Here is a 26,578-nt window from a genome sequence, read left to right as displayed (position 1 = left end):
CCGACCCCCCGATCATGGACGACGAGGAGCCCGCACGCGGCTCCTCGTCGTCCATGATTCTCGATCTGATGAAGGATCTGATCGCGTGACCCTCACGTCCACGCAGGCGACACCGCTGGACGCCGCGGAGATCGAGGCCCTCCGGGCGGACTTCCCGATCCTGCACCGCACGGTCGCCGACGGCGCCCCGCTGGTCTACCTCGACTCCGGGGCCACGTCGCAGCGCCCGGAGCAGGTGCTGAAGGCCGAGTACGAGTTCGCCACCACGTCTTACAGCGCGGTGCACCGCGGCGCGCACACCCTGGCCAGTGAGGCCACCGACGCGTTCGAGGCCGCCCGGGAGACCGTGGCCCGCTTCGTCGGGATGCCCGACGACGGCGTGGTCTGGATGCGCAACGCCACCGAGGGACTCAACGTGCTGGCGAGCGCGCTGACCGACCCGGAGGCGGGGGAGTACGCGCTGCGGCCCGGCGACGAGGTGCTGGTCACCGAGCTGGAGCACCACGCCAACCTGGTGCCCTGGCAGCGCGCCGCCGCCCGCGTGGGCGCGACGCTGCGCTGGATCCCGCTGACCGACGACGGCCGGCTCGACCTGTCCGGCATCGACGACCTGATCAACGAGCGCACGAAGGTGGTCGCGTTCGCGCACGCCTCGAACGTGCTCGGCACCGTCAACCCGGTGCGCGACCTGGCCGCGCGGGCCCGCGCGGTGGGCGCTCTCACCGTGCTCGACGCCTGCCAGTCGGTGCCGCACCTGCCGGTCGACCTGGGCGACCTGGGCGTCGACGCGGCGGTGTTCTCCGGCCACAAGATGCTCGGCCCGACCGGGATCGGCGTGCTCGCGGCCCGTCCCGACCTGCTCAACGCGCTGCCGCCGGTGCTGACCGGCGGGTCGATGGTCGAGCGGGTGACGATGGAGACCGCGACGTTCCGCGATGCCCCGCAGCGGTTCGAGGCCGGCACCCCGCCGGTGGCTCAGGCCGTGGCGCTGCGCGCCGCCGTCGACTACCTCGACCGGGTCGGCATGCACCGCATCGCCGCCCGGGAGCACCAGCTGGCGCAGCTCATGCTCGACGGGCTGGCGACCGTCGAGGGCGTGCGGGTGATCGGCCCGCCGACGGCCGAGAACCGCACGGCCACCGTGGCGTTCGAGGTCGAGGGCGTGCACCCGCACGACGTCGGCCAGGTGCTCGACGCCGCCGGGGTCGCCGTGCGGGTCGGCCACCACTGCGCGCAGCCGGTGCACCGCCGCTACGGCGTGAACGCCTCCAGCCGCGCCAGTGCCTACCTCTACACCACCGACGCCGACGTGGAGCGTTTCGTCGAGGCGCTGCGTACCGTCCGCGGATTCTTCGGCAGGAGCTGACCTTGTCCTCACTCGAAGCGCTCTACCAGCAGGTGATCCTGGATCACTCCAAGGAGAAGCACGGGCGCGTGGCGCTGGCCGACGAGCCGGTCGACCCGGCGAGCGGCACCGCCCGCAGCCACCAGTACAACCCGCTGTGCGGCGACGAGGTCACCGTGGAGCTCACCCTCGGCGGCAGCACCGTGAGTGAGCTGGCCTGGACCGGTGACGGCTGCTCGATCAGCCAGGCCGCCACCTCGGTGATGCACGACCTGGTCGTCGGCAAACCGGTCGGTGAGGCGCGGGACATCCTGGCCGACTACCGCACCATGCTGCGCAGCCGCGGCGAGGGCACCCCCGACGAGGAGGTGCTCGGCGACGCCGTGGCCTTCGCCGGGGTGAGCCGGCACGCCAATCGCGTCAAGTGCGCGATCCTGGGATGGACCGCGTTCGAGGACGCGTTGTTGCGGATCGAGGCGGCCCGGCCGCAACCCGGCGATCAGCCCGGTATCGAACTGACCTCTGGAGAGGACCGATGAGCGAGCAGGCAGTGGACACCAACCCGGCGGACGTCCCGGCGGACGTCGCCGACGTCGAGGAGGCCCTGCGCGACGTCGTCGACCCCGAGCTGGGCATCAACGTGGTCGACCTGGGCCTGGTCTACGGCATCACGATCGACCAGCACAACCACGCCACCATCGACATGACGCTGACGTCGGCGGCCTGCCCGCTGACCGACGTGATCGAGGACCAGGCGCAGACCGCCCTGGACTCGCTGGTCAAGGGCATGGCCATCAACTGGGTGTGGATGCCGCCGTGGGGCCCCGACAAGATCACCGACGACGGCCGCGAGCAGCTGCGGGCCCTGGGGTTCAACCTCTAGTTCAACCTGTGAGTCGCCGATGACGATGCCCCGGTGGTGCGGGACATCTGGCGGCTCGTCGTGGCGCCGAACCCGGTGCTCGACGAGGTCGTGCGCGGGCAGCTGCTGGAGCAGTCCGCGCAGGCCTCGCGGCTGAGCAGCCTGCTCGGGCTGCCGCTGTCGGCCGTGGTGCTGGTGGTGATGGCGGCCGAGCACGCCGCGACGGGCCCGGTCCTGCTGTGGACCGGGCTCGTGCTGCTGGTGATGGTGCTCTACGTCGCCGGTGTCGGGGTGTTCGTGGTGGATCCCCGGCACCGCCGCTCCTACCGCGACCGGCTGCGGGTGTTCACCGCCTTCCAGACCCTGGGCGGTCTGGCCTGGGGGCTGCTGCCGGCCGCCGCCGCGCCGACGGCCGGGGACACCTCGGTGGTGTCGACGGCCTGCGCGGTGACCGTGCTGGCGGTGGCCGCCAACGTGGTGTTCTCGTCGGCCACGCCCCGGCCCTGGCTGGCCTTCCACCTGACCGCGCTGGTGGCCGCGTCGGCCGGGCTGATCGCGCACGGCGAGGGCGGGGTGGCCGCGCTGAACGCCGTGGTGGCGCCCGCGGCCGTGCCGCTGGCCCGGTACATGTACCAGCAGGTGGCCCGGGCCCGGGTGCTGGCCCGGCGCAGCGAGCTGCTGGCCCACGACCTGCGCCTGGAGCGCGAGGGCGTGGAGCGGATGAATCTGGAGCTGTCCGAGGCCAACGCCGAGCTGCGCCAGCAGGCCACCCGCGACCCGCTGACCCGGCTGCCGAACCGCACCCTGTTCTTCGAGAACCTGGGCCGGTCGATGCGGCACGGCCGGCGCAACGCCACGCCGGTGGCGGTGATCTATTTCGACCTGGACCATTTCAAGGCGGTCAACGACAGTCTCGGCCACGGCGCCGGTGACGAGCTGCTGCGCCAGGTGGCCGACCGCACGGCCGCGGTGCTGCGCAGCCCGGACGTGCTGGCCCGGCTGGGCGGTGACGAGTTCGTGGTGCTCACCCACGACTTCGGCGCCGGCCCGGGTGAGGTGGCGCCGGTGCAGGTGGCGGAGCGGATCCGGCAGGTGCTGGAGGTGCCGTTCGACCTGGCCGGCAACCCGGCGGTGATCTCGGCGAGCCTGGGCGTGGCGGTCGACGACCCGGGTCTGTCCGGGGAGGACCTGGTGGAGCGGGCCGACATGGCGCTGTACCGGGCCAAGCAACTGGGCCGCAACCAGGTGTTCGTGGCGCCTCCCACCCGGGAAGCGCTCAATCGGCTGGGCAGGGCTGTCGACTCCTGAGGCGTGCGGGACATCTGGCGGATCGTGCGGGCCCCGGACCCGGAGATCGACGACGTGGTCCGCCGCGAGCTGCTGATCCAGACGGCGGAGGCCGCCCGGGTCAGCAACCTGCTCGGGTTCGGCCTGGTCGCCACCGCCGACGTCGTGCTGCTCGTGGCCGGTGTGCCGCGGCTGGGGCTGCTGGTCTGGAGCGGGCTCTGCCTGGCCTGGCTGACGCTGTTCCACTTCGCCGTGCCGGCCACGGTCATCGCCCCGGCCCGGCGGCTCGCCGTGGGCGCGTCACCGGCCGGGGTGACCCGGCGTTTCGGGATGCTCCAGCTCGGGACGGGCGTGATCTGGGGCAGCAGCTGTCTGGCCCTGCGGCCCGGGGACGCCGACCCGGGGCTGGTCGCGGTGCCGGTCACCATGCTGGTGCTGGCCAACGCCGCGAACCTGCTGTTCTGCGCCGCCACCCCGGGCGTGTACCGGATCTTCCACGTCGGCATCGTGCTCAGCGGCGGGGCCGGGCTGGCCGTGCAGGGCAACTGGGCCCTCGTGGCGTTCATCGTGTTCGGCGGGTTCGGGGCGCCGCCGCTGGCCCGGTACGGCTACCGGCAGATGGCCGGCGCCCGCCTGCTGGCGCACCAGAATTCGCTGCTGGCCGACGAGTTGCGGCAGGAGCAGGAGGCCACCGAACAGGTGAACCTGCGGCTGTCCGAGGCCAACGCCGAGCTCCAGCACAAGGCCACCCGGGACCCGCTGACCGGCCTGCCGAACCGGGCCCTGTTCTCCGACCACCTGGTCAGCGCCCTGGCCCGGGGCCGGCAGGCGGGCCGGCTGATCGGCGTCGTCTACTTCGACCTGGACCACTTCAAGAACGTCAACGACACCCTGGGCCACGGTGCCGGGGACGCCCTGCTGCGTCAGGTGGCGTCCCGGGTCACCGGGGTGCTGCGCAGTTCCGACGTGCTGGCCCGGGTGGGCGGCGACGAGTTCGTGCTCCTCACCGTCGCCCACCACACCCCGGCCGGTGCGGCCGAGGTGGCCGCCCGGGTGCAGCGGGTGTTCCAGGACCCGTTCGTGCTGGACGGGGTGGACGTGCCGGTCACCTCGAGTCTCGGGCTGGCCGTGGACGACGGGACGGCGAACGGCGGGGAGCAGCTCGTCGAGTTCGCCGACATCGCCCTGTACCGGGCCAAGGAACTGGGCCGCAACCGGGTGGCCGTGTTCGAGCCGGTGATGCTCCAGTGGCGCGAGAACAGCCGGCGGGCCCACCAGCAGGCCGGTCAGCCGGCTCAGAGCCCGAGTGCGCCGAACGTGTCGCACTGATCGATGTCGCCGGTGGAGTAGCCGGTGGTGAACCACTCCTTGCGCTGCGCCGCCGAGCCGTGCGTCCAGGAGTCCTGGTCCACCTTGCCGGTGGCCTTCTTCTGGATCCGGTCGTCACCCACCGCCTGCGCGGCCTTCTGCGCCTCGGCGATGTTGGCCTTGGTCAGGTCGATGCCGCTGTCGGCCTGGTCGGCGAGCACCGACCAGGCACCGGCGTAGCAGTCGGCCTGGAGCTCCATCGCCACCGAGTACTCGTTCTCCTGGTCCGGGTTGCTCTGCTGGGCCTGCCGCACCTGCTGCTCGGTGCCCAGCAGAGTCTGGAGGTGGTGGCCGTACTCGTGGGCCAGGATGTACGCCTGCGCGAACTCGCCCTCGGCGCCGTACTCCTTCTGGAGCTGGTCGAGGAAGTCCAGGTCGAGGTAGATCTCCTCGTCGGCGGGGCAGTAGAACGGCCCGACGTCGGAGGAGGCCTGACCGCAGCCGGTGCTCGCCGCGTCGTCGAAGAAGGCCAGCTGGGGTGCGTGGTAGCTGCTGGAGAGCCCGCGCCGGGAGAACTCGTCCTCCCAGGTGCTGTCCGCGATGTCGTACACCTTGATCAGCCGGCAGTCGGTGTACTCGTCCAGTGCGCCGTCGGAGTTGCACCGGTCGGACAGCTCCTGCCGCGACTCCTGCTTCCCGGTGCTGTTGGCGCTGCCCGCACCCAGCTGCGGCAGGCCGGAGCCGCTGCCGCCGTCACCGCCGCCGAGCACCGCCACCAGCAGGTAGATCACCAGGCCGACCACCCCGGCCCCGCCGCCGACGGCCAGGCCGCCACCACCCAGCCCGATACCGCCGCCACCACGACGGTCGTCCACACCGCCGACGTCAACCCGGTCGTCGTCGAACTCGATACCCACGCGCAGCCCCTGTCTGTGAGAACGCCGGCACCGCCGCCCGCGTAGAATGCTGTCACCACTTTGGTCCGGTTCGACTGCTGCTGCACACCGGGCGCCCCCCGTCCGAGAATCTTCCGCAGGAGCTGTCCCCTCATGATCGTTGCCAATGCCGTCGAGCTGCGTGCCGGCTCCCGGCTCCTCGTCGAGAACGCCACCTTCCGGGTCGGCCCGGGCCAGCGCGTCGGGCTGGTGGGCCGTAACGGCGCCGGCAAGACCACGCTGACCAAGGTGCTGGCGGGGGAGGGGCAGCCGGCCGGCGGCACCGTCACCCGCAGCGGCAACATCGGCTACCTGCCGCAGGACCCGCGCACCGCCGACCTGTCGATCCTGGCCCGCGACCGGGTGCTGAGCGCCCGCAACCTGGACGACGTGATCCGCCGGATGCGCGAGACCGAGGGCCAGATGGCGAGCGTCGTCGACGAGACCCGCGACGCGGCGATGGAGCGCTACTCCCGGCTGGAGGCCGAGTTCGTGGCCGGCGGCGGCTACGCGGCGGAGAGCGAGGCGGCCACCATCTGCGCCAGCCTCAGCCTGCCCGACCGGGTGCTGGAGCAGCCGCTGGGCACCCTGTCGGGTGGTCAGCGCCGCCGCGTCGAGCTGGCCCGCATCCTGTTCTCCGGCTCCGACACGCTGCTGCTCGACGAGCCCACCAACCACCTCGACGCCGACTCGATCGCCTGGCTGCGCGACTTCCTCAAGGTCTGGAACGGCGGCCTGATCGTGATCAGCCACGACGTCGAGCTGCTCGACGTGGTGGTCAACCAGGTCTACCACCTGGACGCCAACCGCTCCGCGCTGGACATCTACAACGTCGGCTGGAAGAAGTACCTGGAGGCCCGCGAGACGGACGAGAAGCGCCGTCGCCGCGAGCGGCAGAACGCCGAGAAGAAGGCCACCATCCTGTTGCAGCAGGCCGACAAGATGCGCGCCAAGGCGACCAAGGCCACCGCCGCCCAGAACATGGCCAAGCGCGCCGAGAAGCTGCTGTCCGGCCTCGACGAGGTGCGTCAGCAGGACAAGGTGGCCAAGCTGCGCTTCCCGCAGCCGGCGCCGTGCGGCAAGACCCCGCTGACGGCCGAGGGGCTGAGCAAGTCGTACGGCAGCCTGGAGATCTTCACCGACGTCTCGCTGGCCATCGACCGCGGCTCGCGGGTGGTCGTCCTGGGCCTCAACGGCGCCGGCAAGACCACGCTCCTGCGCATGCTCGGCGGCATCGAGAAGCCCGACACCGGCGACATCGTCCCGGGTCACGGCCTGCGTCTGGGCTACTACGCCCAGGAGCACGAGACCCTCGACACCGACCGCACCGTGCTGGAGAACATGCGCTCGGCGTCCCCCGACCTGACCGACACGCAGGTGCGCACGGTGCTCGGCTCGTTCCTGTTCGGCGGTGACGACGCCAACAAGCCCGCCGGGGTGCTGTCGGGCGGTGAGAAGACCCGCCTGGCGCTGGCCACCCTGGTGGTGTCCGGGGCCAACGTGCTGCTGCTCGACGAGCCCACCAACAACCTCGACCCGGCCAGCCGGGAAGAGGTGCTGGACGCCCTGCGCCGCTACGAGGGCGCCATCATCCTGGTCACCCACGACGAGGGCGCGGTCGAGGCGCTCAACCCCGAACGGGTGGTCCTGCTGCCCGACGGCGAGGAAGACCTCTGGAGCAAGGACTACCTCGACCTGGTCACGCTCGCCTGATCGCGCGGCGACCTTCCGGGCATATCGCCCGGAGCGCAACAGAAGTCTGCCCGGTTACCACCGGGGCGGTGAATTCCTCACCGCCCCGGCCGTTTCCGTGCTTGACGTCGATCTGACCGGATCTGCCGCACGATGAAACGAACGCCCGAGGAATCACTTTGCGTGGCGCGTCGAGTGGCCGGATGCACGACTCGAGATCACCATGGGTCCGAGAACGACACACGTTCGAGGAGGATTCGTGGCCGAGAGTGTCAAGAAGGGAGCCCGGATCACGGGCACCGATCGTTCGAAGCTGGCGGGCGAGCTGAAGAAGAAGTACACGTCGGGCTCGAGTATCCGTGCCCTGGCGGAGGAGACGGGGCGTTCCTACGGTTTCGTCCACCGCATCCTCACCGAGAACGAGGTTCAGCTGCGCGGCCGGGGTGGAGCCACCCGGGGCAAGGCCAAGCAGCACTAGTCCCTCGTGATCGTGCGGGCTCGTCAGTAGAAGAAGTGCCGAATGACCGACGGCCGGGGGCGTGTCGCACCATCCGCGCTCCCGGGCCGTCGGCCCGCATCACTCCCGTACCGGCGTACGGTGGGTGGGTGAACAGAGGCGAACAGCCCGTTTCCCCCGACCCTTCCCGGGGCGCCGGCGAGCCGGTGCACAGCATCACCGGCGCGGTCTCGCCGCACTCCGACGATCTGGACGCGCGGATCCGCCGCTACCTGATCTCGATGAGCATCCGGGTGGTCTGCGTGGTGCTCGCCATCGTCATCCACGCCCGCTGGGGCCACTGGTCCTGGTGGATCTTCGCCGCGGGTGCCGTGATCCTGCCCTACGTGGCCGTCGTGATGGCCAACGCCGTCGGCCGTCGTCGCACCGACGGCCCGGCTCCCGTGACCCCCCGGGCCCGCCACACGCTGCCCTCCGCGGCAGCGGTCGCGGACGACGGCATACCGGTCACCATCCATCCGCCGGTACATCATGAATCGTCCGATTTGCCTGCATCCGAGCCCACTTTCGGGTCGGACGGCGACGAGGATCCCCATACCGTCCTGATCGATTCGCGCACCTCGTCCGATCAGTCGAAGTGAGCATCACACGAATGGCCCTGCTGATTCATGGGTCAGACTGACACCGATCCGTGTCATACTTGTCGAGCGCGCCCTGCATCCCCCGTCGGGGTGCGCGAATGGACGCCGGGCGGCATCCCCCGTGGCCGCCCGGCGTCCCCCTTTTGGCAGACTGTCCCCGTGACAGAACGGCAGTCGCCGATGTGCAGTGCTCGCGGGTGCCGGCGCCCCGCGGTGTGGGCCCTGCGATGGAACAACCCCAAGCTGCACACGCCGGAACGCCGCAAGATCTGGACGGCGTGCGACGAGCACCGCACCCACCTCGAGGAGTTCCTGAGCCTGCGTGGTTTCCTGAAGGAGACCGTGAGCACCGAGGAGCTGGTGGAATGAGCGTCGAGGCGGGCCCTTCCGTGGACGACGAGCAGGAGCGGCCGCACCGCGGTGCGCTCGGCACCACCTGGGCCGCACTGGGTCTGCTGCGTGAACGGCGCTGGGCCGGGGCCCTGGCCGGCGTGGTGGTGCTGACGATCGTGTTCCTGTTCCTCGGCCGCTGGCAGCTGCACCGGCACGAGGCGAAGTCGGCGCGCAACCACCTGATCGCGGCCAACTACGACGCCACCCCGGTGCCGCTGGCGCAGATCCTCCCGGCCGGTGCCACCCTGGCCGACGAGCAGGAGTGGCGGCAGGTCACCGTCACCGGCGAGTACCTCGCCGACGACACCGTGCTGATCCGCAACCGCCCGCACGACCAGATCGGCCAGGCCGGCACGGTCGGCACCGGCGGCAACAGCCAGAACGGCTACGAGGTGGTGGTGCCGCTGCGCGGCGCCGACGGCACCGTGCTGTTCGTCGACCGCGGCTGGATCCCGGCCGGCAGCTCGGACGCCTCCAGGCCGGACAGCGTGCCCGCCCCGCCCACCGGCCAGGTCACCGTGGTGGCCCGGCTGCGGCCCAGTGAGCCGGCCTCCGACCGCACCGCCCCGGCCGGGCAGGCCGCCCGGCTGAACGTCGCCGCCCTGACCGGGCAGACCGGGCTCGACGCCGCCGACGTGGTGGGCGCCTTCGGGGCCCTGGTCAGCGAGGACCCGCCGGCCGCCGACACCCCCGAGGCCGCCGAGGAGCCGGACACCGGCCTGGGCATCAACCTGTCCTACTCGGTGCAGTGGGACAGCTTCGCGATCATCGCCTACGTGCTGTTCGGCGTGGCCATGGTGCGCGAGGTGCGGCGTCGTGACGAGGAGGACGAGGACGAGGACGACGGGAGCGCCGGGGCGGAACCCGTCATCACCCGTGCCACCTACCGTTAGAGCGCCTGCCGCTGCTGCTCGCGGAACGGGCTGGCCCGGTACACGCCGAGCATGCGCACGTCGGCGAAGAAACTCAGCTCCTCGAACGCCCGGGCCACGTTCGGCTCGTCCGGGTGGCCGTCGATGTCGGCGAGGAACTGGGTGGCGATGAACTGCCCACCCACCATGTAGCTCTCCAGCTTGGTCATGTTCACGCCGTTCGTGGCGAAACCGCCCAGCGCCTTGTACAGAGCGGCCGGGATGTTGCGCACCCCGAACACGAACGTGGTGACGATCGGCCCGACTCCCGGTGCGGCGCGCAGGTTCTCGGGCGACAGAATGATGAAGCGGGTGGTGTTGTGCGCCTCGTCCTCGATGTCCTCGCGGAGGATGTCGAGGCCGTACACGCCGGCCGCCAGGCGCGGCGCGATCGCGGCCACCGAGGGGTCGCCCAGCGCGACGATCTCGCGCGCGCTGCCCGCCGTGTCGGCCGCCGTGACCGGCGTGACGCCCAGCTCGCGCAGGGCGTTGCGGCACTGGTCCAGGGCCTGCGGGTGGCTGCGCACCGTCTTGACCTCGTCCAGCGTGGTGCCGGGCAGGGCGAGCAGCTGGTGGTGAACCGGCAGGAAGTACTCGCCGATGATGTGCACCCGGGACTGCGGCAGCAGGTAGTGGATGTCGGCGACCCGCCCGGCGGTGCTGTTCTCCACCGGGATCATGGCCAGGTCGGCCGTACCGTCGCCGAGCGCCACGAAGCACTCCTCGAACGTCTGGAACGGGACCGGCTCGTAGTCCGGGTAGACGTCGGTGCAGGCGATGTGCGAATTGGCGCCCAGGTCGCCCTGGAACGCGATCCGCCGGGTACGGGTCATCACGACCGACATCATGCCGCAACGCCCCGGGCTACGGGTTTCACCCCCGTCATCACTCTAGAGTGACCATGAGATAACCATGGGTAGCGGGCTGTAGAACGGATAACGCGATGGATCTGGGTCTGTCAGACCGGGTGTACGTGGTGACGGGGGCGTCCAGGGGGCTCGGCCGGGCCTGCGCGGAACTGCTCGCCGCGGAGGGCGCACGCCTGGTGCTGTGCTCCCGCAACGAGGACGAGCTGAAGGCCACCGCCACGGCCCTGGGCGGCTCCGAGCGCGCCATCGCCGTGCCCGGCGACATCGGCGAGCCGGGCATCGAGACCTGCCTGGTCGCCGCCGCCGTCGCCCGCTACGGCCGGCTCGACGGCGGCCTGATCAGCGTCGGCGGCCCGCCGTCCGGCACGGTGATGGACCTGGACGACGGCGCCTGGCGGATGGCGTTCGAGGAGACCTTTCTCGGCCCCCTGCGCCTGGCCCGCACGATCGGGAAACTCGCCTCCCGGGAGGGCGGTTCGGTGGTGCTCGTGCTGTCCACCTCGGTCCGCGAGCCGCTGCCCGACCTGGCCCTGTCGAACGGCCTGCGGCCCGGCCTGGCGATGACGGCCAAACAGCTCGCGAACGAGCTGGGCGAGCGGAACGTGCGGGTCAACGGCATCCTGCCGGGCCGGATCGACACCGACCGGGTGCGCTCGCTGGACGCCGCGGGCGGCCGCCCGGAGGAGACCCGGCGGCAGCAGGAGGCCCGGATCCCGCTCGGCCGGTACGGCGAGCCGCTGGAGTTCGCCCGGCCCGCCGTGTTCCTGCTGAGCCCGGCGGCGAGCTTCGTGACCGGCACGATGCTGGCCGTCGACGGTGGCCTGTCACACGGCTACTGAAAAGCTCTCAGGGGCCACAACCATGGACGACGAGCAGCCCGCGCGGGCTCCTCGTCGTCCATGATTGTGGCCTAGGAGCCCTCGGCGACGGTGGACATGTTGAACCCGTCGATCCGCAACGGCGGCATGGCCGTGCGGGTGTACCAGTCGCACCACTCGCGGCTCAGGCAGACCTCGGTCGCGCCGTACGCCTCGACCCGCGACAGCACGTCCACCGGGCTCTCGTTGAACCGGAAATTGCCCGCCGCGCCCACGATCTCGCCGTTCTCGACGACGTAGACGCCGTCCCGGGTGAGGCCGGTGAGCAGCAGGCTCTGCGGGTCCACCTCGCGGATGTACCAGAGCGAGCCGATCAGCAGCCCACGCTCCACACCGGCCACCAGCTCGGCCGTGCCGGCCGTGCCGTTCTCCCCGGTGAGCACCAGGTTTTCGGGCGTCGGGGCGACCGGAAGGCCGGTCAGCCCGGCGGTGTGCCGGGTGGTCGGCAGCGCGCTGATCGTGCCGCGGTCCAGCCAGGTGACGGCGGGGGAGGGCAGGCCGTTGTCGAACGCCGATGCGGTCTCCGACGAGGCGTGCGCGAGAACCCGGTCGGCGCAACCCAGTTCGTGGTGATAGGGGTCGCTGGTGAGAGACACCGGGCTGCCGGTGATCCGCTCGCCCACCCGGGTTCCGCCGCCGGGCCGGGAGAACACCGTGCGGCCCTCGTGCGCGCCCCGGGCCTCCGCCGACCAGTGGTAGTAGACCATCAGGTCGGCCACCGAGGTGGGCGGCAGAACCGTGGTGTACCGGCCGGGTCCGAGGTCGATGCGGCGTTCCTGCCAGCGCAGCCGGGTGGCGATCTCGTCGTCCAGGGCCAGCACGTCGACGTCGCTGAAGTCCCGGGTGCCGCGCGCCACGTAGGCGGAACGGCTTCGCGCACCGGCCTTTCCGGTGAGCTGGATCGAGCCCTGTGGCTGCTCGTGCCGGTAGCGCAGGCCGCCGGTGGTGCCCAGCCAGGTGGTGGTGAGCTCGTGCAGCGCGAAACCGAAGGACTCCCGGCCGTTCTCGCGGGACCGGCCGAACACCTCGCCGAGCGCCTCGGCCACCGGGGCCAGGGTGGAGGCGCCGGTCTCGGCGCCCGGGTCGGCGAAACCCGGCTGTTCGGAACCGGTCACGAACGGCGCGGCGTCCTCGGCCGGTTCCGCGGAGCGGGCCAGGGCCACGGTGTCGGCCACCAGGTCACGCACCCCCCGCGCGTCCAGGCCCTGCCGGGTGAGCACGCCGGAGCCGGTGCCGCCGGTGACCGGGGCGCCGACGATCACCGTGACCGAGCCGGAGGTGGTCAGGCCGTTGGTGGTGAGGCCGTTCAGCGCCCACCGCAGGTTCATGCTGGAGGACTGCGAGACCAGCACCGCCGCACCGAGTTCCGGTCCGGTCCTGGCCACCTCGGCGAGGGCGATCTCGACGAGCTCGGCAGCGGGCGTGGTCATCGGTGGCCTCCCTCGGCGCGCGTGTTGAGCACGTTGACCTGCTCGAAGAGTGTGGACGGGGCGCCGTGGCTGACCCAGGCGACCTGCCCGGGCTGGGCCTTGCCGCAGTTCGGCGCGCCGCCCAGGTGGTAGGTGGACTCCCCGCCCAGGCCCTTCAGCGACCCCCAGAAACCCGGTGTGGAGCCCTGGTAGGCGGCGTCCTTCACCTGCCCGGCCAGCTTCCCGCCGCGGATCCGGTAGAAACGCTGCGCGGTGAACTGGAAGTTGTAGCGCTGCATGTCGATGGACCAGGACTTGTCGCCGACCACGTACAGGCCGTCCTCCACCCCGCCGATCAGGTCGCCGGTGGTGGTGCCGGTGCCGGACGCGGCCAGGCTGACGTTCGCCATCCGCTGCACCGGTACGGTCAGCGCCGAGTCGGCGTAGGCGCAGCCGTTCGAGGCGCCCAGGCCGGTCAGGGCCGCGGTGGCCCGGTCGGTCTGGAACCCGGTCAGCACGCCGTCGCGCACCAGGTCCCACGACCGGGTGGCCACCCCCTCGTCGTCGAAACCGATGGTGGCGCCGCCGTGCTCGACCGTGCGGTCGGCCGTCACGTTCATCAGGCCGCTGCCGTAGCGGAACGAGCCGACGCCGTCGAGGCTCGCGAAACTGGTTCCGGCGTAGGCGGCCTCGTAACCCAGCGAACGGTCCAGCTCGGTGGCGTGACCCACCGACTCGTGGATCGTCAGCCACAGGTTGGTCGGGTCGATCACCAGGTCGTAGCTGCCCGCCTCGACGCTCGGGGCCTGCACCCGCTCGGCGAGAAGGCCGGGCAGCCGGGCGATCTCGTCGTCCCAGTCCCAGCCGTCACCGGTCAGGTACTCCCAGCCGCGCGCGGCCGGCGGGGCCAGCGAGCGCATCGACTCCGGCCCGTCCGGCGCGATCGCCACCACGGTCACCTCGGGCGCCATCAGCACCCGCTGCTGCCGGGTGACGGTGCCCGCCAGGTCGGCGTAGAACTTCTGCTCCTTGCACAGGTTCAGCGCCACGTCGCAGTGGTCCACGCCGTCCGCGGCCAGCAGCGTGCCGGCCCAGCCGGCCAGGTGCCGGGCCCGGTCGGCCACCGGCACCGTGAACGGGTCCTGCCGGTAGGACGAGACCCAGGTGACGTCGGGGTGCACCGGTTCCGGCGCCAGCTCGACCCGCCCGGCCACCAGCGGCCGGCAGGTGCGGGCCACCTCCAGCGCCCTGCGGGCCGTGGCCACGGCGGCCTCCGGGGTCAGCCGGTCGGTGGCCGCGAAACCCCAGACGCCGTCGAGCAGCACGCGCACCGCCAGGCCGGCGGCCACCACGTCGGAGCTGGACGACACCCGGGCGTCGCGCAGCTGCATCGACGCGCTGCGGGTGCGCTGCACCCGCAGGTCGGCGTGCGTGGCCCCCGCGGTGCGGGCCTCCTGGAGCGCGGCACCGGCCAGCGCGTCCAGGGGCAGGGCCAGGAAGTCCTGATCGATCTGCTGACCGAACCGCGGGCTCACCCGACTCCCTTCCCGGACACGTCCAGGACCAGCTTCCCGGTGCTGCGCCGGCTGCGCAGCTCCTCGTGCGCCCGGGCGGCGTCCGCCAGGGGGAAGCTGCCGCCGACCACCGGCCGCAGCACCCCGGCGCGCACCATCGAGCGCAGTTCCTCCAGCGCGCCCTCCAGCACGCCGGGCTGGCGCACGGCGTGCGGCAGCCAGAACCCGGTCAGGGTGAGGGAGCGGCGCATCAGCCGCTGCACCAGCACCGGTTCCGGCGCCACCTTGGAGGCCATCCCGAAGACCGCGATCCGGCCCAGGGGACGCAGCGCCGCCAGCGACCCGTCGAACACGTGCCCCCCGGTCATCTCCAGCACCACGTCGAGCCCCTGGCCGGCATTGGCCTCCAGCAGCGCCTGCCTCACCTCGTCGGCGGTGGTGGTGGCGGAGACGTCGACGGCCACCTCGGCGCCCAGCGAGCGGGCCAGCTCGCACTTGGCCTCGCCGGAGGCGGTGGCGACGATGCGCCCCGCGCCCCAGGCCCGGGCCAGCTGCACGGCCATGCTGCCGACCCCGCCGGCCGCGGAGTGCACCACCACGCTCTCGCCCTGGCGCACCTTGGCGCTGCGGCGCAGCAGGTGCCAGGCGGTGGTGCCGTGCACCAGCAGCGCCAGGGCCTGCGCGTCGCTCAGGTCGTCCTTCAGCCGGAAGGCCAGACCGGCCGGCACCACGGCGCGCTCGGCGTAGCCGCCGCCCGCCAGGGTCAGCCCGAGCACCCGGGTGCCCGGCTCGAAGGGGCCGTCGCCGGAGACCACCCGGCCCACCACCTCGCTGCCCGGCACGAACGGCAGGGTCTGCGGGACCAGGTAGGAGTCCTCGGCCTGGTGGGTGTCCGCGTAGTTCACGCCCGCGGAGTCGACCTCGACCAGCAGCTCGCCCGCACCGGGCGCCGGCTCCTCGAGGTCGGTCACCCTGAGTACCTCGGGACCGCCGAACTCGGTTATCTGTACAGCTCGCACGCCGCGAACCTACTCCCTCCGGGGCCCGGAGGGAGCCCCCCGCTGTGGTCTGTCGCACACCGGCCGCCCACCTGACGGCCACCCGACGACCGGGTGCCGGGTCCCGGCGGCCCGCCTCTTGTACGGTTCCGACAGTTTTCGTGTCCGATCTTTGCCCCGGGTGCGCTGGTGCGGCGCGCTTCGCTCGTCGGATAACGTCACTCACCGGACCGTCGTGGCGTCCGGCGCAGGCCGGCCGGAACACCGGCGCACCGCCCTCGGCGTGTGGCTCTGTGACCGGATCGACACGGAAATGACATGCGCAGGCCGAAGGATCGGCAGGGATCGCGGCCTCGTGGCCGCCGGAAGGGTGATCGTGGCACGCAGCGTGCTGGTGACGGGTGGTAACCGGGGGATCGGGCTGGCGATCGCCCGCGCGATGGCGGAGGACGGCGACGCCGTCACCGTGACCCACCGCAGCGGCGAGCCGCCGGCGGGCCTGAAGGGCGTGATCTGCGAGATCACCGACGCCGAGTCGGTGAAGAACGCGGTGGCGCAGGTGGAGGCCGACCAGGGCCCGATCGAGGTGCTGGTGGCGAACGCCGGGGTCACCCGCGACACCCTGCTGATGCGGATGAGCGACGACGACTGGGACACGGTCGTCGACACCAACCTGGGCGGCACCTTCCGGTGCGTGCGGGCCGTGTCCAAGTCGATGATCAAGGCCCGGCGCGGCCGGATCATCCTGATCGGCAGCACGGTCGGCCTGATGGGCTCGGCCGGGCAGGTCAACTACGCCACCACCAAGTCCGGTCTGGTCGGCATGGCCCGTGCCATCACCCGGGAGATCGGCGGCCGGGGCATCACCGCGAACGTGGTGGCGCCCGGTTTCATCGACACCGACATGACCGCGGAACTGCCGGAGAAGCTGAAGGCCGAGTACCTGAGCCGGATCCCGGCCGGCCGGTTCGGCGCGGTCGACGAGATCGCCTCCACCGTGCGCTTCCTCGCCTCGGACGCGGCCGCCTACATCACCGGCGCCGTCATCCCGGTCGACGGCGGCATCGGAATGGGTCACTAGAACAAAGGTTTTCGCCCGCGGCCGGCAGTGGCCGCGGGCGTTTTCGCGCGATTGTGAGAGGACTGCACGCATGGGTTTGCTCGAGGGCAAGAAGCTGCTGGTGACGGGGGTGCTGATGGACACGTCCATCGCCTTCCACGCGGCCCGGGTCGCCCAGGAGGAGGGCGCCGAGGTCGTGCTGAGCTCGTTCGGCCGGCAGATGAAGCTGACCCAGGCCATCGCCAGGCGCCTGCCGAAGACGCCGCCGGTGATCCAGCTCGACGTCACCAGCACCGAGGACCTGGCCGCGCTGCCGGAGCGGGTCAAGGAGCACGTCGACGGCCTGGACGGGGTGCTGCACTCGATCGGGTTCGCGCCGCAGAGCGCGATGGGCGGCAACTTCCTCAGCACCCCGTGGGAGGACGTCGCCACGGCCCTCCAGATCTCGGCGTACAGCTACACGTCGCTGGCCGTGGCCGCGCTGCCGCTGATGAAGGAGGGCGGCTCGGTCGTCGGCCTGACCCTGGACGCCCGGATCGCCTGGCCGGCCTACGACTGGATGGGCGTGGCCAAGGCCGCCCTCGAGTCGACGTCCCGCTACCTGGCCCGGGACCTGGGCCCGAAGGGCATCCGCAGCAACATCGTGGCCGCCGGCCCGCTGCGCACCACCGCGGCCAAGGCGATCCCGACCTTCGAGGCGTTCGACGAGCTGTTCCAGACCCGCGCCCCGCTGGGCTGGGACGTGCGCAACCCCGAGCCCACGGCCAAGGCCTGCGTGGCCCTGCTGTCGGACTGGTTCCCGGCCACCACCGGCACGATCGTCTACGTCGACGGTGGTTTCCAGGCCGTCGCCGGCAAGGTCTGACCCGCCGGACCCGAACCAACGGGGGACGACGCGAGCGCTCGCGTCGTCCCCCGTTGTTCTTCGCTCCCGGCGTTCAGCCGATCGAGCCGCCGTCCTCGGAACGGGGGACGACGAACCGCTCCAGCCGCCCGTCGCCCGGCGCCAGCGCGGCCCACTCCCGCTCGACCGCCAGCACGGCGATCCCGGCGGTCGGGAAGCCGGACTTCACCCGCTGCACCGCGTCCGGGTCGGACCCGGGCCCGGACAGCGCCAGGGTGGCCTCGGACATCACCGGCTCGTGCCCGACCACCACGATCACCCCGGGATCACCGGCGCCCCCGCCGGTACCGGCCTGCCGGACCGTCTCGACCACGTCGAAGGTGCTCGCCTCGTACAGCGCCGGCACGTAACGCACGTCGGGGTGCGGCGTGTGGTTCGCGTCGTCCTCCATTTCACCCAGCCCGGTGGTGAGGCCCTCGAGCACCGCCCGCCAGGTCTGCCGGGTGCGCCGGGCGGGGGAGCAGACCACCACGCCGGGCACGGCGATCCGGGCCAGTTCCTGACCGGCCACCGCGGCGTCGAGCAGGCCGCGGTGGGCCAGCGGGCGGTCCGCGTCGGCCTGGCCGGGCGCCGGCTGCTCCGCCTTGGCGTGCCGGATCAGGATCAGCCTGCGCGTCGGTCCGGTGCTCATCGGGTCCCTCCGGTCGTGTTGTCGCCGGTCGTGTCGTCCCGGGTCGTGTCGTCCAGGGCTTCGTCGGCGTCCTCGATCTCCGAGCGCGGGATGCCGAGCAGGTAGAGCACGGCGTCGAGATAGGGCACGGACAGCGAGGTGTCGGCCTGCTCGCGGACCACCGGCTTGGCGTTGAACGCCACGCCCAGGCCGGCGGCGGCCAGCATGTCCAGGTCGTTGGCGCCGTCGCCGATCGCCACCGTGCGCGAGAGCGGCAGGCCCTCCAGCTCGGCGAACCGGCGCAGCGCGGCGGCCTTGCCGGCCCGGTCGACCACGTCGCCCAGCACCCGGCCGGTCAGCCGCCCGTCCGCGATCTCCAGCCGGTTCGCCAGCACGTGCGTGATGCCCAGGTCACGGGCCAGCGGCTCGACCACCTCGGCGAAGCCGCCGGAGACCACGCCCACGGTCAGGCCGAGCCGGCGCATGGTGCGCACCAGGGTGCGGGCGCCGCGGGTCAGCCGCACCGCGGCGTAGACCTCGCCGAGCACGCTCTCCGGCAGCCCGGCCAGGCAGGCCACCCGCTCGTGCAGGCTCTGGGCGAAGTCCAGCTCGCCGCGCATGGCGCGCTCGGTGACCGCCGCCACCCGCTGCTCCGCCTCCGGCCCGGCGTGGGCCGCGAGCAGCTCGATCACCTCGTCCTGGATCAGCGTGGAGTCGACGTCCATGACCACCACACGGCGGCCGCGCCGGGCCAGGCCGGCCGGGCTGACCGCCAGGTCGGCGCCGTGCGCCATCGCCTCGGCCGCCAGCTCGCGGCGCAGCGTCTCGCCGTCGCCGCCGGAGACGTCCAGCTCGATCGTGGTGACCGGGAACCGGGAGATCCGCCGGATCCGGTCGATGTTGGCGCCGTGCCCGGCGATCCGCCCGGTCACCCCGGCCACCGCCGACGGCAGCAGCGGCGCGCCCAGCAGGGTCACCGCCAGCCGGTTGCGGCGGCGCTTGGAGTTGTCGCCGGTGCCGGGCTCGCCGCTCACCGACAGCCCCAGGTCGCTGCCGGCCATCCGGACCGCCAGGATCATCCCGCTCTCGTCCTGGCCGGCGGTCACCAGCACCGACAGGGTCAGATGGCCCCGCACCACCACCTGTTCCACGTCGAGAACCTCGACGCCGGAACGGATCAGCACGCCGAACACGGCGGTGGTCACCCCCGGGCGGTCCGGCCCGGTGAGGGTGAAGAGCACGGTGCGGGCACTGTCGGAGGGGAGCCGTCCGGCCGGCGGGAGAACGTCCTGCTGCGTGGTCACGGCACCGAGGCTAGTCGAGCGTTGCCGGAATGAGACCATCCCGTGGCTGACTACTTCATCCCAACGGCCCCGTTCGTTCCGCCTGTTCGCTGCTCGTTCAGGACTGACGCGGCCGGGCCCGCACGTGCATGCGCTCACCCTGTGGGCCGAACAGGCCGAGGACCTCGGCCGGCACCGGATCCGGATTGCCCATCCAGTGCGGGGTGCGGGTGTCGAACTCGGCCACCTCGCCGGCCTCCAGCACGAAGTCGTGCTCGCCGAGCACCAGCCGCAGCCGCCCGGCGAGCACGTACATCCAGTCGTAGCCCTCGTGCACGCGCAGCTCCTCGGGCTCACCGCCGGGAGAGTTCGGCGGGTAGATGATCTTGAACGCCTGGAGCCCGCCCGGCCGCCGGCTGAGTGGCAGGTAGACCGCGCCGTGCCGCTCGATCCGGCGCGGGCGCACGCGCGGGTCGCCGGTCGCCGGGGCGTCGACCAGCTCGTCCAGCGGCACCTGGTGCGCCCGGGCCAGCGGCAGCAGCAGCTCCAGGGTGGGCCGGCGCTGCCCGGACTCCAGCCGCGACAGGGTGCTCACCGAGATCCCGGTCTCCGCCGACAGCTCGGCGAGGGTGGTGTCGCGCTGCTGCCTCAGCATCCGCAGGCGCGGGCCGACGGCGAGAAGGACGTCGTCCTGGGGCGTGGTCATGCCGGTCCTCCCGGGAAATTTGCTGTTCCAGCAACAAAGATTGCCAACATCCGACGGGTGGCGCACTGTTCCCGGAACAGCCGGACGTGAGGAGAGACGACGATGGGGAAGACCGGGAACGTGTACGACGCCGTGGTGGTGGGTGGCGGGGCCGCGGGCCTGAGCGGGGCCGTGGCCCTGGCCCGCTCACGCCGTTCGGTGCTGGTGGTGGACGCCGGGCAGCAGCGCAACGCCCCGGCCGCGGCCATGCACAACTACCTCGGCCGGGAGGGGCTGAACCCGCTGGAGCTGGTGCGCCTGGGCGGCGGGGAGCTGGCCGGGTACGGCGGTGAGGTGGTGCGCGCCGCGGTCACCGGGGTGGAACGCCTCACCGGCCCGGCCGGTTTCCGGGTGACGCTCGACAACGGCACCACGGTGCGGGCCCGGCGGCTGCTGGTCGCCACCGGCCTGCGCGACGAGCTGCCCGCGGTGGAGGGGCTGGCCGACCGCTGGGGGAACGACGTGATCCACTGCCCCTACTGCCACGGCTACGAGCACCGCGACCGGGCGATCGGGGTGCTCGCCTCGAACCCGATGGTCATGCACCAGGCGCTGATGTTCCGGCAGCTGTCGCCCGACGTGGTGGTGTTCACCCACACCGCCCCGGCGCTCGCGGCCGGGGACCGGGAGCGGCTGGACGCGCTCGGCGTGCGGGTGGTCGAGGGGGAGGTGGCCGCGGTGCAGGCCGGGCCGGCCGGGCTGGGCGGGGTGCGGCTGGTCACCGGTGAGGTGGTGCCGCGGCAGGTGCTGGTGGTGGCGCCCCGGTTCGCCGCCCGGCTGGAGGGCCTGGAGGGGCTCGGCCTGGAGGTCACCTCGCCGGAGGTGGACGGCTTCGTGCTGGGTACCTCGGTGGTGGCCGACCCGTCCGGGAAGACCCCGGTGCCGGGCGTCTGGGCCGCCGGCAACGTGACCTCGACGGCCGCGCAGGTGGTGGTCGCGGCCGGGCAGGGGCTCACCGCCGGGGCGCAGATCAACTTCGACCTGATCCTCGAGGACGCCGCCCTGGCCGTGCGGGCGGGTGCGCGATGAGCAGCGGGCACGAGGTGTGGTACGAGGCCCCGGCCTGGGAGGAACGCTACGCCGGCGACGGGCCGATCTTCAGCGGCCGGGTGAATCCACAGCTGGTCCAGGAGGTCTCGGACCTGCCGCCGGGCTCCGCCCTGGACGCCGGCTGCGGTGAGGGTGCCGACGTGTTCTGGCTGGCCGGGCGCGGCTGGCGGGTGACCGGCGCGGACTTCTCCGCGGTGGTGCTGCGCCAGAACGCCGCCCGTGCGGCCGCCCTCGGCGACGACATCGCCACCCGCACCGAGTGGGTGCACGCCGACCTGCGCTCCTGGGACCCGCCCCGGGGCCAGTACGACCTGGTGACAAGCCATTTCGTGCACCAGCCCGGGGAGGCCGGCCGGGCGTTCTTCCGGCGGCTGGCGAGCGCGGTGGCCCCCGGCGGCCAGCTGCTGGTGGTGCTGCACAGCCCGCTCGACCTGGCCACCACGATGGGACGGCCCGACCTGCCCGAGGGGTTCTGGACGGCGGGGCAGATCGCGGCCTCGCTGGACCTGGCCGGCTGGGAGGTGATCACCTCCGACGCCCGCCCCCGCCCGGCGCTCGACCCCGGCGGGCGCGAGATCACCATCCACGACACGGTGTTCCGGGCCCGGCGGGGCTGACCGGCGGGTCTGATCGGTGTCGCCGGGAGAAGGTTCAGACGGTGACCCGCTGACCCTTCCCGATCACCGTGATCCCGGACTCGGTGACCACGAACCCGCGCTCCCGGTCGGCGTCCGGGTCCATGCCGATGCGGGCGCCCTCGGGCACCACGACGTTCTTGTCCAGGATGGCGCGGCGCACCACGGCGTGCCGGCCGATGTCCACGCCGTCCATCAGCACGCTCTCGCTGACCGTCGACCACGAGCGCACGTTGACGTTCGGCGAGAGCACCGAGCTCTCCACGAACGAGCCCGACACCACGGTGCCGGGCGAGACGATCGAGTTCACCGCGTGGCCGATGCGGCCCTGCCAGCCGTGCACGAACTTGGCCGGGGGCCAGGGACCCTGGTGGGTGTACAGCGGCCAGTCGTAGTTGTAGAGGTTGAACACCGGGTGCACCGACACCAGGTCCATCTGTGCCTCGAAATAGGCCTCGATGGTGCCGACGTCGCGCCAGTAGTGCCGGTCGCGGTCGGTCGCGCCCTGCACGTCGTTGTCCTTGAAGTCGTACACCGCGGCCTCACCCCGGCCGACGAAGTACGGCACGATGTCGCCGCCCATGTCGTGCCGTGAGCCCGGGTCGTCGGAGTCGCTGGTGACGGCCTCGATCAGCGCCTTGGCGTCGAACACGTAGTTGCCCATCGAGGCGAGGATCTCGCCGGGGGAGTCGGGCAGCCCCACCGGGTCGCTCGGCTTCTCCAGGAACGCCTCGATCCGCCGCGGGTCCTCGTCGTAGGTCTTGATCACACCGAACTGGTCGGCGTCCCTGATCGGCTGCCGGATCGCCGCCACCGTGCAGCCCGCCCCGGACTCGATGTGCTGCTGCACCATCTGCGAGAAGTCCATCCGGTACACGTGGTCGGCGCCGACCACCACCACGATGTCGGGCTTCTCGTCGTTCACCAGGTTCAGGCTCTGGAAGATGGCGTCGGCACTGCCCAGGTACCAGCGCTTGCCCACCCGCTGCTGCGCCGGCACCGGCGTGATGTAGTTGCCCAGCTGCGTGGACATCCGCCAGGCCTGGGCGATGTGCCGGTCCAGGCTGTGACTCTTGTACTGGGTCAGCACGACGACCTTCAGGTACCCCGAGTTGACGATGTTGCTCAGCGCGAAATCGACGAGGCGGTACACGCCTCCGAAGGGCACGGCGGGTTTGGCCCGGTCCACCGTCAGTGGCATCAACCGCTTGCCTTCCCCACCGGCCAGAACGATCGCCAGAACCTTCGGATTCGCCATGTGCTGACCATAGGCCGTCGGCTCGTCCTCGCACTACGGTGGTGGGCATGCGCGTCGACGTTCTCTCCCGTGAATACCCGCCGGATGTCTACGGAGGGGCGGGTGTTCACGTGCAGAATCTCGTCGAGGTTCTGCGCAGCCGCATCGACGTGGAGGTCCGCACCTTCGGCGAACCCCGCGACGAGCGGTCCGTGACCGCCTACCCCGAACCGGAGACGCTGAGCGGTGCCAACGCCGCGTTGCGCACCTTCGGCGTCGACCTCGGCATCGCCGCCGGCTGCGCCGGCACCGACCTGGTGCACTCGCACACCTGGTACGCCAACCTCGCCGGGCACCTGGCCGGCCTGCTGCACGGTGTGCCGCACGTGCTCACCGCGCACAGCCTGGAACCGCTGCGGCCGTGGAAGGCCGAGCAGCTCGGCGGCGGCTACGCGCTCTCCTCGTGGGCCGAGAAGACCGCCTACGAGTCGGCATCCGCGGTGATCGCGGTCAGCGCCGGCATGCGTGACGACATCCTGCGCTGCTACCCCTCCGTGGACCCGGCCCGGGTGAGGGTGGTGCACAACGGCATCGACCTGGCCGGCTGGACCCGCACCGAGGACGAGGCCACCGTGCGGGGTCTCGGTATCGACCCGGACCGGCCGAGTGTGGTGTTCGTGGGCCGGATCACCCGGCAGAAGGGCCTGCCCTACCTGCTGCGCGCCGCCGCGCTGCTGCCGCCGGAGATCCAGCTGGTGCTGTGCGCCGGGGCCCCCGACACCCCGGAGATCATGGCCGAGGTGAGCGGCCTGGTCGACGAGCTGCGGCGCACCCGCGAGGGCGTGGTCTGGATCCAGCGCATGCTGCCGCGTGACGAGCTGTGCGCGGTGCTGTCGGCCGCCACCACGTTCGTCTGCCCGTCGGTGTACGAGCCGCTGGGCATCGTGAACCTGGAGGCGATGGCCTGCCAGGTGGCCGTCGTCGGCACCGCCACCGGCGGCATCCCGGAGGTCGTCGACGACGGCGTCACCGGCCTGCTGGTGCCGATCGAGCAGGTCGACGACGGCACCGGAACCCCGCTGGATCCGGACCGGTTCGTGGCCGACCTGGCCGCCGCCCTGACCGACGCCTGCTCCGACACCGAGCGCGCGCGGGCCTGGGGCCGCGCCGGGCACGAGCGCGCCGAGAAGCACTTCTCCTGGGAGGCGATCGCCGAGACCACCCTCGAGGTCTACCGCTCGGTGCTCTGAGCCGGGTCCACCACGGTGGACGACGATGAGCTCGTGCCGGGCCCGGCGTCGTCCACCGTTTCGTCAGTCGTTCTGCGGTTCGAGCATCCCGTTCACCGCGGCGACCATGGCCCGCCGCGCCACCCCGTCGAGACGCCGCAGCGCCTCGGTGCGCCGCCGGGCCTCCATCTGGCTGACGGCCGCACCGTCGTCCTCCGCGGCCAGCTCCACGATGGCGCGCACCCGCGCGGCCCGGGCCAGCACGGTGACGCACCGCGGCGGGGTGGAGGGCGGCAGCATGCCGCGCTCCAGCCCGCCGTCGCGGATGGCGGCGACCCGGTCGGCGGCGTCGTCGCGCCAGCGCGCCACGTCGAGGCGACCGAGCTCCTCGATCGCCTCGGCCAGCGCCGACCGCAGCTCGCGGTCGGCCTCGGCCACGCTGCCCAGGTCGGTGACCCGGCGCCGGCCGACCGCGTGGGCCTGCCACGACACCATCGCGCCCGGCTCGTACACCGACCCGAACTCGGTGACGGTGGGCACGATGCCGATGGCCGGGCCGGCCGCCTCGGCGGTCAGGTTGCCCTGCCCGTCGAGACCGGCGCCGGACAGTACGCACTCGCCGGCGTCGAGGGCGGTGGCGTTGAAGTCGCCCGGCCCGGGCAGGCCGAGCAGGTCGCCGGGCGCGGGCAGCGCCACCCGCAGGCTGGGTGTGCCGTGTCTGGACAGGGTGGTGAGCAGGTCGGTCAGGCCGCTCTTGGGCGGGAGGCCGAGCGTGGCCGCCACCTCGAAGGCGGCGGTGAGCTCGTGCGGTTCGTCGTCGCGGGTGACGGCGGCCACCGCCTGGGCCGCGTCGGCGCCGTGCGCGAGCACGGCGGTTCCCCAGGCGGCGAGCCGGGCAGACCGGGGCAGGAGGAGCATCCGGCAAGACTATGACGGACCACCGACAGGCTCGCGCTGTGATCTCCCACCGATGCCCCCGGCCCGGCGCCGTACCGGGCACGCGGTGCCATAGGGTCCTCGCATGGCCGACGTGCTGGACCTGGACGGCGTCACGATCATGCGTGGCGGCAACGCTCTCCTGGACGACGTGAGCTGGGAGGTCGATGAGGGCGAGCGGTGGGTGGTGCTGGGTCCCAACGGGGCCGGCAAGACCACCCTCTTACAGGTCGCCGGCGCCCGCATGCACCCGACCAAGGGCACCGTCGCCATCCTCGGCGAGACCCTCGGCGGCACCGACGTGTTCGAGCTGCGCCCCCGGGTCGGGCTGTCCAGCGCCGCGCTGGCCGAGCGGATCCCGGCCGAGGAGGTGGTGAAGGACGTCGTCCTCACCGCCGCCTACGCCATCTCCGGCCGCTGGCGCGAGCACTACGACACCCTCGACCACGGCCGCGCGGGCGACCTGCTCGCCGCGTTCGGGGTCGAGCACCTGGCCGACCGCACGTTCGGCACGCTGAGCGAGGGTGAGCGCAAGCGGGTGCAGCTCGCCCGCTCGCTGATGACCGACCCGGAGCTGGTGCTGCTCGACGAGCCGGCCGCCGGCCTCGACCTGGGCAGCCGCGAGACCCTGGTGCGCGACCTGGCCGAGCTGGCCGGCGACAAGCGGTCACCCGTGCTGGTGCTGGTGACGCATCATGTGGAGGAGATCCCGCCGGGGTTCACCCACGTGCTCATGCTGCGCGGCGGCACGGTGGTGGCGGCCGGCCCGATCGACGAGACGCTGACCGACGCGAACCTGAGCGCCACCTTCGACGTTCCCCTGAATGTGCAGCGTCAGGCGCAACGCTGGTCCGCGGTGCTGCGTCAGGAGTGACGGAGGGGTCGCCACCGGCGTACTCCGGAACGGAACGGAGGAAGCGCAGTGGACAACTGGGGTGACCAGGCCTGGCTGATCTGGATCGGTCTGGCCGTGGTGGCCGGGATCATCGAGATCACCTCGCTCGACTTCTTCTTCCTCATGCTGGCCGGTGGGGCGCTCGCCGCCTCCGCGGCCGATGCCCTCGGGGCCGGTGTCCCCCTCCAGGTGGTCGTGTTCGCGGCCGCCTCGGGCGTTCTGCTCGCCCTCGCCCGCCCGCCGCTGAAGGCCTGGGCCGGCCGGGGCGACCCGGTGCTGACCGGCACCGCCGCCCTGGTCGGCACCGAGGCCCGCGTGGTCGAGCCGGTCACCGAGACCAGTGGCCTGGTCCGGCTGTCCGGCGAGATCTGGAGCGCGCGCGTCGAGCCGGGAGAGCAGAGCCTGGAGATCGACAGCCCCGTCCACGTCGTCCGGATCGACGGGGCCACCGCCGTGGTGGAAGCCTCGCAGCTTCCAGAAGGAAGGCCTTAGGTG

The 26,578-nt window shown here is 72.3% G+C and carries 28 protein-coding genes; 18 read left to right on the top strand and 10 right to left on the bottom strand.

Features of this window, described 5'->3' with window-relative positions; all coding sequences use genetic code 11:
- Positions 1-85: 85 nt before the first annotated feature.
- The 5 genes from KIH74_RS25955 to KIH74_RS38910 are packed head-to-tail and all read left to right on the top strand — an operon-like array spanning position 86 to position 4,823.
- Entirely contained in the window at positions 86-1,366 is a 1,281-nt protein-coding gene (locus tag KIH74_RS25955; RefSeq protein WP_308114005.1) for a SufS family cysteine desulfurase, read from the top strand.
- A gap of 2 nt (positions 1,367-1,368) precedes the next feature.
- Positions 1,369-1,884, top strand: a complete 516-nt coding sequence (sufU, locus tag KIH74_RS25950) for a Fe-S cluster assembly sulfur transfer protein SufU (RefSeq protein WP_214158912.1) — start codon at positions 1,369-1,371, stop codon at positions 1,882-1,884.
- The gene (locus KIH74_RS25945) at positions 1,881-2,228 is read left to right on the top strand and encodes a metal-sulfur cluster assembly factor (RefSeq protein ID WP_214158911.1); all 348 of its coding nucleotides are present in this window, start codon (positions 1,881-1,883) and stop codon (positions 2,226-2,228) included. The genes sufU and KIH74_RS25945 overlap by 4 nt, the downstream gene beginning before the upstream one ends.
- Before the next feature lie 33 nt (positions 2,229-2,261).
- On the top strand, positions 2,262-3,515 hold the full coding sequence (locus KIH74_RS38915) for a GGDEF domain-containing protein (RefSeq protein WP_214158910.1): 1,254 nt from the start codon (positions 2,262-2,264) through the stop codon (positions 3,513-3,515).
- A 3-nt stretch (positions 3,516-3,518) separates the two neighbouring features.
- The gene (locus KIH74_RS38910; RefSeq protein ID WP_214158909.1) at positions 3,519-4,823 is read left to right on the top strand and encodes a GGDEF domain-containing protein; all 1,305 of its coding nucleotides are present in this window, start codon (positions 3,519-3,521) and stop codon (positions 4,821-4,823) included.
- Here KIH74_RS38910 and ypfJ read toward each other — a convergent pair.
- Positions 4,790-5,713 (bottom strand): KPN_02809 family neutral zinc metallopeptidase, encoded by a 924-nt coding sequence (ypfJ, locus tag KIH74_RS25930; RefSeq protein WP_443669984.1) that lies wholly within the window; start codon positions 5,711-5,713, stop codon positions 4,790-4,792. The two genes, KIH74_RS38910 and ypfJ, sit on opposite strands and share 34 nt — an antisense overlap.
- 138 nt (positions 5,714-5,851) lie before the next feature.
- On the opposite strand from ypfJ, the gene KIH74_RS25925 reads away from it, so the two are divergent.
- From KIH74_RS25925 to KIH74_RS25905, 5 genes are all read left to right on the top strand, one after another.
- On the top strand, positions 5,852-7,450 hold the full coding sequence (locus KIH74_RS25925) for an ABC-F family ATP-binding cassette domain-containing protein (RefSeq protein WP_214158907.1): 1,599 nt from the start codon (positions 5,852-5,854) through the stop codon (positions 7,448-7,450).
- Between the two features lie 238 nt (positions 7,451-7,688).
- Positions 7,689-7,907, top strand: a complete 219-nt coding sequence (locus KIH74_RS25920) for a helix-turn-helix domain-containing protein (protein ID WP_231442330.1) — start codon at positions 7,689-7,691, stop codon at positions 7,905-7,907.
- A 128-nt stretch (positions 7,908-8,035) separates the two neighbouring features.
- Positions 8,036-8,527 (top strand): DUF3099 domain-containing protein, encoded by a 492-nt coding sequence (locus tag KIH74_RS25915; RefSeq protein WP_214158905.1) that lies wholly within the window; start codon positions 8,036-8,038, stop codon positions 8,525-8,527.
- A 180-nt stretch (positions 8,528-8,707) separates the two neighbouring features.
- Positions 8,708-8,896, top strand: coding sequence for a hypothetical protein (locus tag KIH74_RS25910; RefSeq protein ID WP_372492131.1), 189 nt, complete (start codon positions 8,708-8,710; stop codon positions 8,894-8,896).
- On the top strand, positions 8,893-9,813 hold the full coding sequence (locus KIH74_RS25905) for an SURF1 family cytochrome oxidase biogenesis protein (protein ID WP_214158901.1): 921 nt from the start codon (positions 8,893-8,895) through the stop codon (positions 9,811-9,813). Before KIH74_RS25910 ends, KIH74_RS25905 begins: the two co-directional genes overlap by 4 nt.
- Here KIH74_RS25905 and KIH74_RS25900 read toward each other — a convergent pair.
- Positions 9,810-10,664, bottom strand: a complete 855-nt coding sequence (locus KIH74_RS25900; RefSeq protein WP_246573126.1) for a prephenate dehydratase — start codon at positions 10,662-10,664, stop codon at positions 9,810-9,812. The genes KIH74_RS25905 and KIH74_RS25900 overlap by 4 nt on opposite strands.
- Before the next feature lie 110 nt (positions 10,665-10,774).
- On the opposite strand from KIH74_RS25900, the gene KIH74_RS25895 reads away from it, so the two are divergent.
- Positions 10,775-11,539: an SDR family oxidoreductase gene (locus KIH74_RS25895; protein ID WP_214158898.1), complete on the top strand. Its 765-nt coding sequence runs from the start codon at positions 10,775-10,777 to the stop codon at positions 11,537-11,539.
- Between the two features lie 71 nt (positions 11,540-11,610).
- Here the strand turns inward: KIH74_RS25895 and KIH74_RS25890 are convergent, their stop codons facing one another.
- From KIH74_RS25890 to KIH74_RS25880, 3 genes are read right to left on the bottom strand one after another with little or no spacing between them, the layout of a single operon-like run.
- Positions 11,611-13,008, bottom strand: a complete 1,398-nt coding sequence (locus KIH74_RS25890; RefSeq protein ID WP_214158896.1) for a metallopeptidase TldD-related protein — start codon at positions 13,006-13,008, stop codon at positions 11,611-11,613.
- Positions 13,005-14,522, bottom strand: a complete 1,518-nt coding sequence (locus KIH74_RS25885; protein WP_214158894.1) for a TldD/PmbA family protein — start codon at positions 14,520-14,522, stop codon at positions 13,005-13,007. The genes KIH74_RS25890 and KIH74_RS25885 overlap by 4 nt, the downstream gene beginning before the upstream one ends.
- Positions 14,519-15,520 (bottom strand): quinone oxidoreductase family protein, encoded by a 1,002-nt coding sequence (locus KIH74_RS25880; protein WP_372492127.1) that lies wholly within the window; start codon positions 15,518-15,520, stop codon positions 14,519-14,521. The genes KIH74_RS25885 and KIH74_RS25880 overlap by 4 nt, the downstream gene beginning before the upstream one ends.
- Positions 15,521-15,854: 334 nt before the next feature.
- On the opposite strand from KIH74_RS25880, the gene fabG reads away from it, so the two are divergent.
- The gene (fabG, locus tag KIH74_RS25875; protein WP_372492126.1) at positions 15,855-16,580 is read left to right on the top strand and encodes a 3-oxoacyl-ACP reductase FabG; all 726 of its coding nucleotides are present in this window, start codon (positions 15,855-15,857) and stop codon (positions 16,578-16,580) included.
- A gap of 70 nt (positions 16,581-16,650) precedes the next feature.
- Positions 16,651-17,424 carry an enoyl-ACP reductase FabI gene (gene fabI, locus KIH74_RS25870; RefSeq protein ID WP_214158890.1) on the top strand — a complete coding sequence of 258 codons (774 nt, stop codon included), beginning with the start codon at positions 16,651-16,653 and terminating at the stop codon, positions 17,422-17,424.
- Positions 17,425-17,497: 73 nt separating this feature from the next.
- Here fabI and KIH74_RS25865 read toward each other — a convergent pair whose 3' ends face one another.
- The 3 genes from KIH74_RS25865 to KIH74_RS25855 form a co-directional block, all read right to left on the bottom strand.
- A complete protein-coding gene (locus KIH74_RS25865; protein WP_214158888.1) occupies positions 17,498-18,094 on the bottom strand; it encodes a SixA phosphatase family protein in 597 nt (198 codons plus the stop codon).
- The gene (gene serB, locus KIH74_RS25860) at positions 18,091-19,377 is read right to left on the bottom strand and encodes a phosphoserine phosphatase SerB (protein ID WP_308114004.1); all 1,287 of its coding nucleotides are present in this window, start codon (positions 19,375-19,377) and stop codon (positions 18,091-18,093) included. The genes KIH74_RS25865 and serB overlap by 4 nt, the downstream gene beginning before the upstream one ends.
- A gap of 97 nt (positions 19,378-19,474) precedes the next feature.
- Positions 19,475-20,062 carry a helix-turn-helix domain-containing protein gene (locus KIH74_RS25855; protein ID WP_214158885.1) on the bottom strand — a complete coding sequence of 196 codons (588 nt, stop codon included), beginning with the start codon at positions 20,060-20,062 and terminating at the stop codon, positions 19,475-19,477.
- Between the two features lie 102 nt (positions 20,063-20,164).
- Between KIH74_RS25855 and KIH74_RS25850 the strand changes: the two genes are divergently transcribed.
- Both KIH74_RS25850 and KIH74_RS25845 read left to right on the top strand, forming a co-directional pair.
- The gene (locus tag KIH74_RS25850) at positions 20,165-21,130 is read left to right on the top strand and encodes an NAD(P)/FAD-dependent oxidoreductase (RefSeq protein ID WP_214158883.1); all 966 of its coding nucleotides are present in this window, start codon (positions 20,165-20,167) and stop codon (positions 21,128-21,130) included.
- Entirely contained in the window at positions 21,127-21,768 is a 642-nt protein-coding gene (locus tag KIH74_RS25845) for a class I SAM-dependent methyltransferase (RefSeq protein ID WP_214158882.1), read from the top strand. Before KIH74_RS25850 ends, KIH74_RS25845 begins: the two co-directional genes overlap by 4 nt.
- 34 nt (positions 21,769-21,802) lie before the next feature.
- On the opposite strand, the gene glgC is transcribed toward KIH74_RS25845, so the two are convergent.
- Positions 21,803-23,044, bottom strand: a complete 1,242-nt coding sequence (gene glgC, locus KIH74_RS25840) for a glucose-1-phosphate adenylyltransferase (RefSeq protein ID WP_214158880.1) — start codon at positions 23,042-23,044, stop codon at positions 21,803-21,805.
- A 47-nt stretch (positions 23,045-23,091) separates the two neighbouring features.
- On the opposite strand from glgC, the gene glgA reads away from it, so the two are divergent.
- Positions 23,092-24,273, top strand: a complete 1,182-nt coding sequence (gene glgA, locus KIH74_RS25835; protein WP_214158878.1) for a glycogen synthase — start codon at positions 23,092-23,094, stop codon at positions 24,271-24,273.
- A 63-nt stretch (positions 24,274-24,336) separates the two neighbouring features.
- On the opposite strand, the gene KIH74_RS25830 is transcribed toward glgA, so the two are convergent.
- On the bottom strand, positions 24,337-25,170 hold the full coding sequence (locus KIH74_RS25830) for an Rv1486c family protein (protein ID WP_214158876.1): 834 nt from the start codon (positions 25,168-25,170) through the stop codon (positions 24,337-24,339).
- 103 nt (positions 25,171-25,273) lie between these two features.
- On the opposite strand from KIH74_RS25830, the gene KIH74_RS25825 reads away from it, so the two are divergent.
- Positions 25,274-26,062, top strand: a complete 789-nt coding sequence (locus KIH74_RS25825; protein ID WP_214158874.1) for an ABC transporter ATP-binding protein — start codon at positions 25,274-25,276, stop codon at positions 26,060-26,062.
- 48 nt (positions 26,063-26,110) lie between these two features.
- A complete protein-coding gene (locus KIH74_RS25820; protein WP_308114003.1) occupies positions 26,111-26,575 on the top strand; it encodes an NfeD family protein in 465 nt (154 codons plus the stop codon).
- Positions 26,576-26,578 lie beyond the last annotated feature (3 nt).

The sequence above is a fragment of the Kineosporia corallincola genome, assembly GCF_018499875.1.
Taxonomy (GTDB): domain Bacteria; phylum Actinomycetota; class Actinomycetes; order Actinomycetales; family Kineosporiaceae; genus Kineosporia; species Kineosporia corallincola.
Note: the sequence above shows the minus strand (reverse complement) of the source record. Positions and strands in the feature narration are given on the sequence as shown.

What these genes read in the sequence shown, in the direction of transcription:
- glgC (WP_214158880.1), bottom strand. Translation starts at nt 23,044, where the DNA reads ATGGCGAATCCGAAGGTTCTGGCGATCGTTCTGGCCGGTGGGGAAGGC.
- glgA (WP_214158878.1), top strand. Translation starts at nt 23,092, where the DNA reads ATGCGCGTCGACGTTCTCTCCCGTGAATACCCGCCGGATGTCTACGGA.
- KIH74_RS25890 (WP_214158896.1), bottom strand. Translation starts at nt 13,008, where the DNA reads ATGACCACGCCCGCTGCCGAGCTCGTCGAGATCGCCCTCGCCGAGGTG.
- KIH74_RS25925 (WP_214158907.1), top strand. Translation starts at nt 5,852, where the DNA reads ATGATCGTTGCCAATGCCGTCGAGCTGCGTGCCGGCTCCCGGCTCCTC.
- KIH74_RS25850 (WP_214158883.1), top strand. Translation starts at nt 20,165, where the DNA reads ATGGGGAAGACCGGGAACGTGTACGACGCCGTGGTGGTGGGTGGCGGG.
- fabI (WP_214158890.1), top strand. Translation starts at nt 16,651, where the DNA reads ATGGGTTTGCTCGAGGGCAAGAAGCTGCTGGTGACGGGGGTGCTGATG.
- KIH74_RS25895 (WP_214158898.1), top strand. Translation starts at nt 10,775, where the DNA reads ATGGATCTGGGTCTGTCAGACCGGGTGTACGTGGTGACGGGGGCGTCC.
- KIH74_RS25825 (WP_214158874.1), top strand. Translation starts at nt 25,274, where the DNA reads ATGGCCGACGTGCTGGACCTGGACGGCGTCACGATCATGCGTGGCGGC.
- KIH74_RS25900 (WP_246573126.1), bottom strand. Translation starts at nt 10,664, where the DNA reads ATGACCCGTACCCGGCGGATCGCGTTCCAGGGCGACCTGGGCGCCAAT.
- KIH74_RS25865 (WP_214158888.1), bottom strand. Translation starts at nt 18,094, where the DNA reads ATGAGCACCGGACCGACGCGCAGGCTGATCCTGATCCGGCACGCCAAG.
- KIH74_RS25945 (WP_214158911.1), top strand. Translation starts at nt 1,881, where the DNA reads ATGAGCGAGCAGGCAGTGGACACCAACCCGGCGGACGTCCCGGCGGAC.
- KIH74_RS25905 (WP_214158901.1), top strand. Translation starts at nt 8,893, where the DNA reads ATGAGCGTCGAGGCGGGCCCTTCCGTGGACGACGAGCAGGAGCGGCCG.
- KIH74_RS25910 (WP_372492131.1), top strand. Translation starts at nt 8,708, where the DNA reads ATGTGCAGTGCTCGCGGGTGCCGGCGCCCCGCGGTGTGGGCCCTGCGA.
- KIH74_RS25855 (WP_214158885.1), bottom strand. Translation starts at nt 20,062, where the DNA reads ATGACCACGCCCCAGGACGACGTCCTTCTCGCCGTCGGCCCGCGCCTG.
- KIH74_RS25830 (WP_214158876.1), bottom strand. Translation starts at nt 25,170, where the DNA reads ATGCTCCTCCTGCCCCGGTCTGCCCGGCTCGCCGCCTGGGGAACCGCC.
- KIH74_RS25845 (WP_214158882.1), top strand. Translation starts at nt 21,127, where the DNA reads ATGAGCAGCGGGCACGAGGTGTGGTACGAGGCCCCGGCCTGGGAGGAA.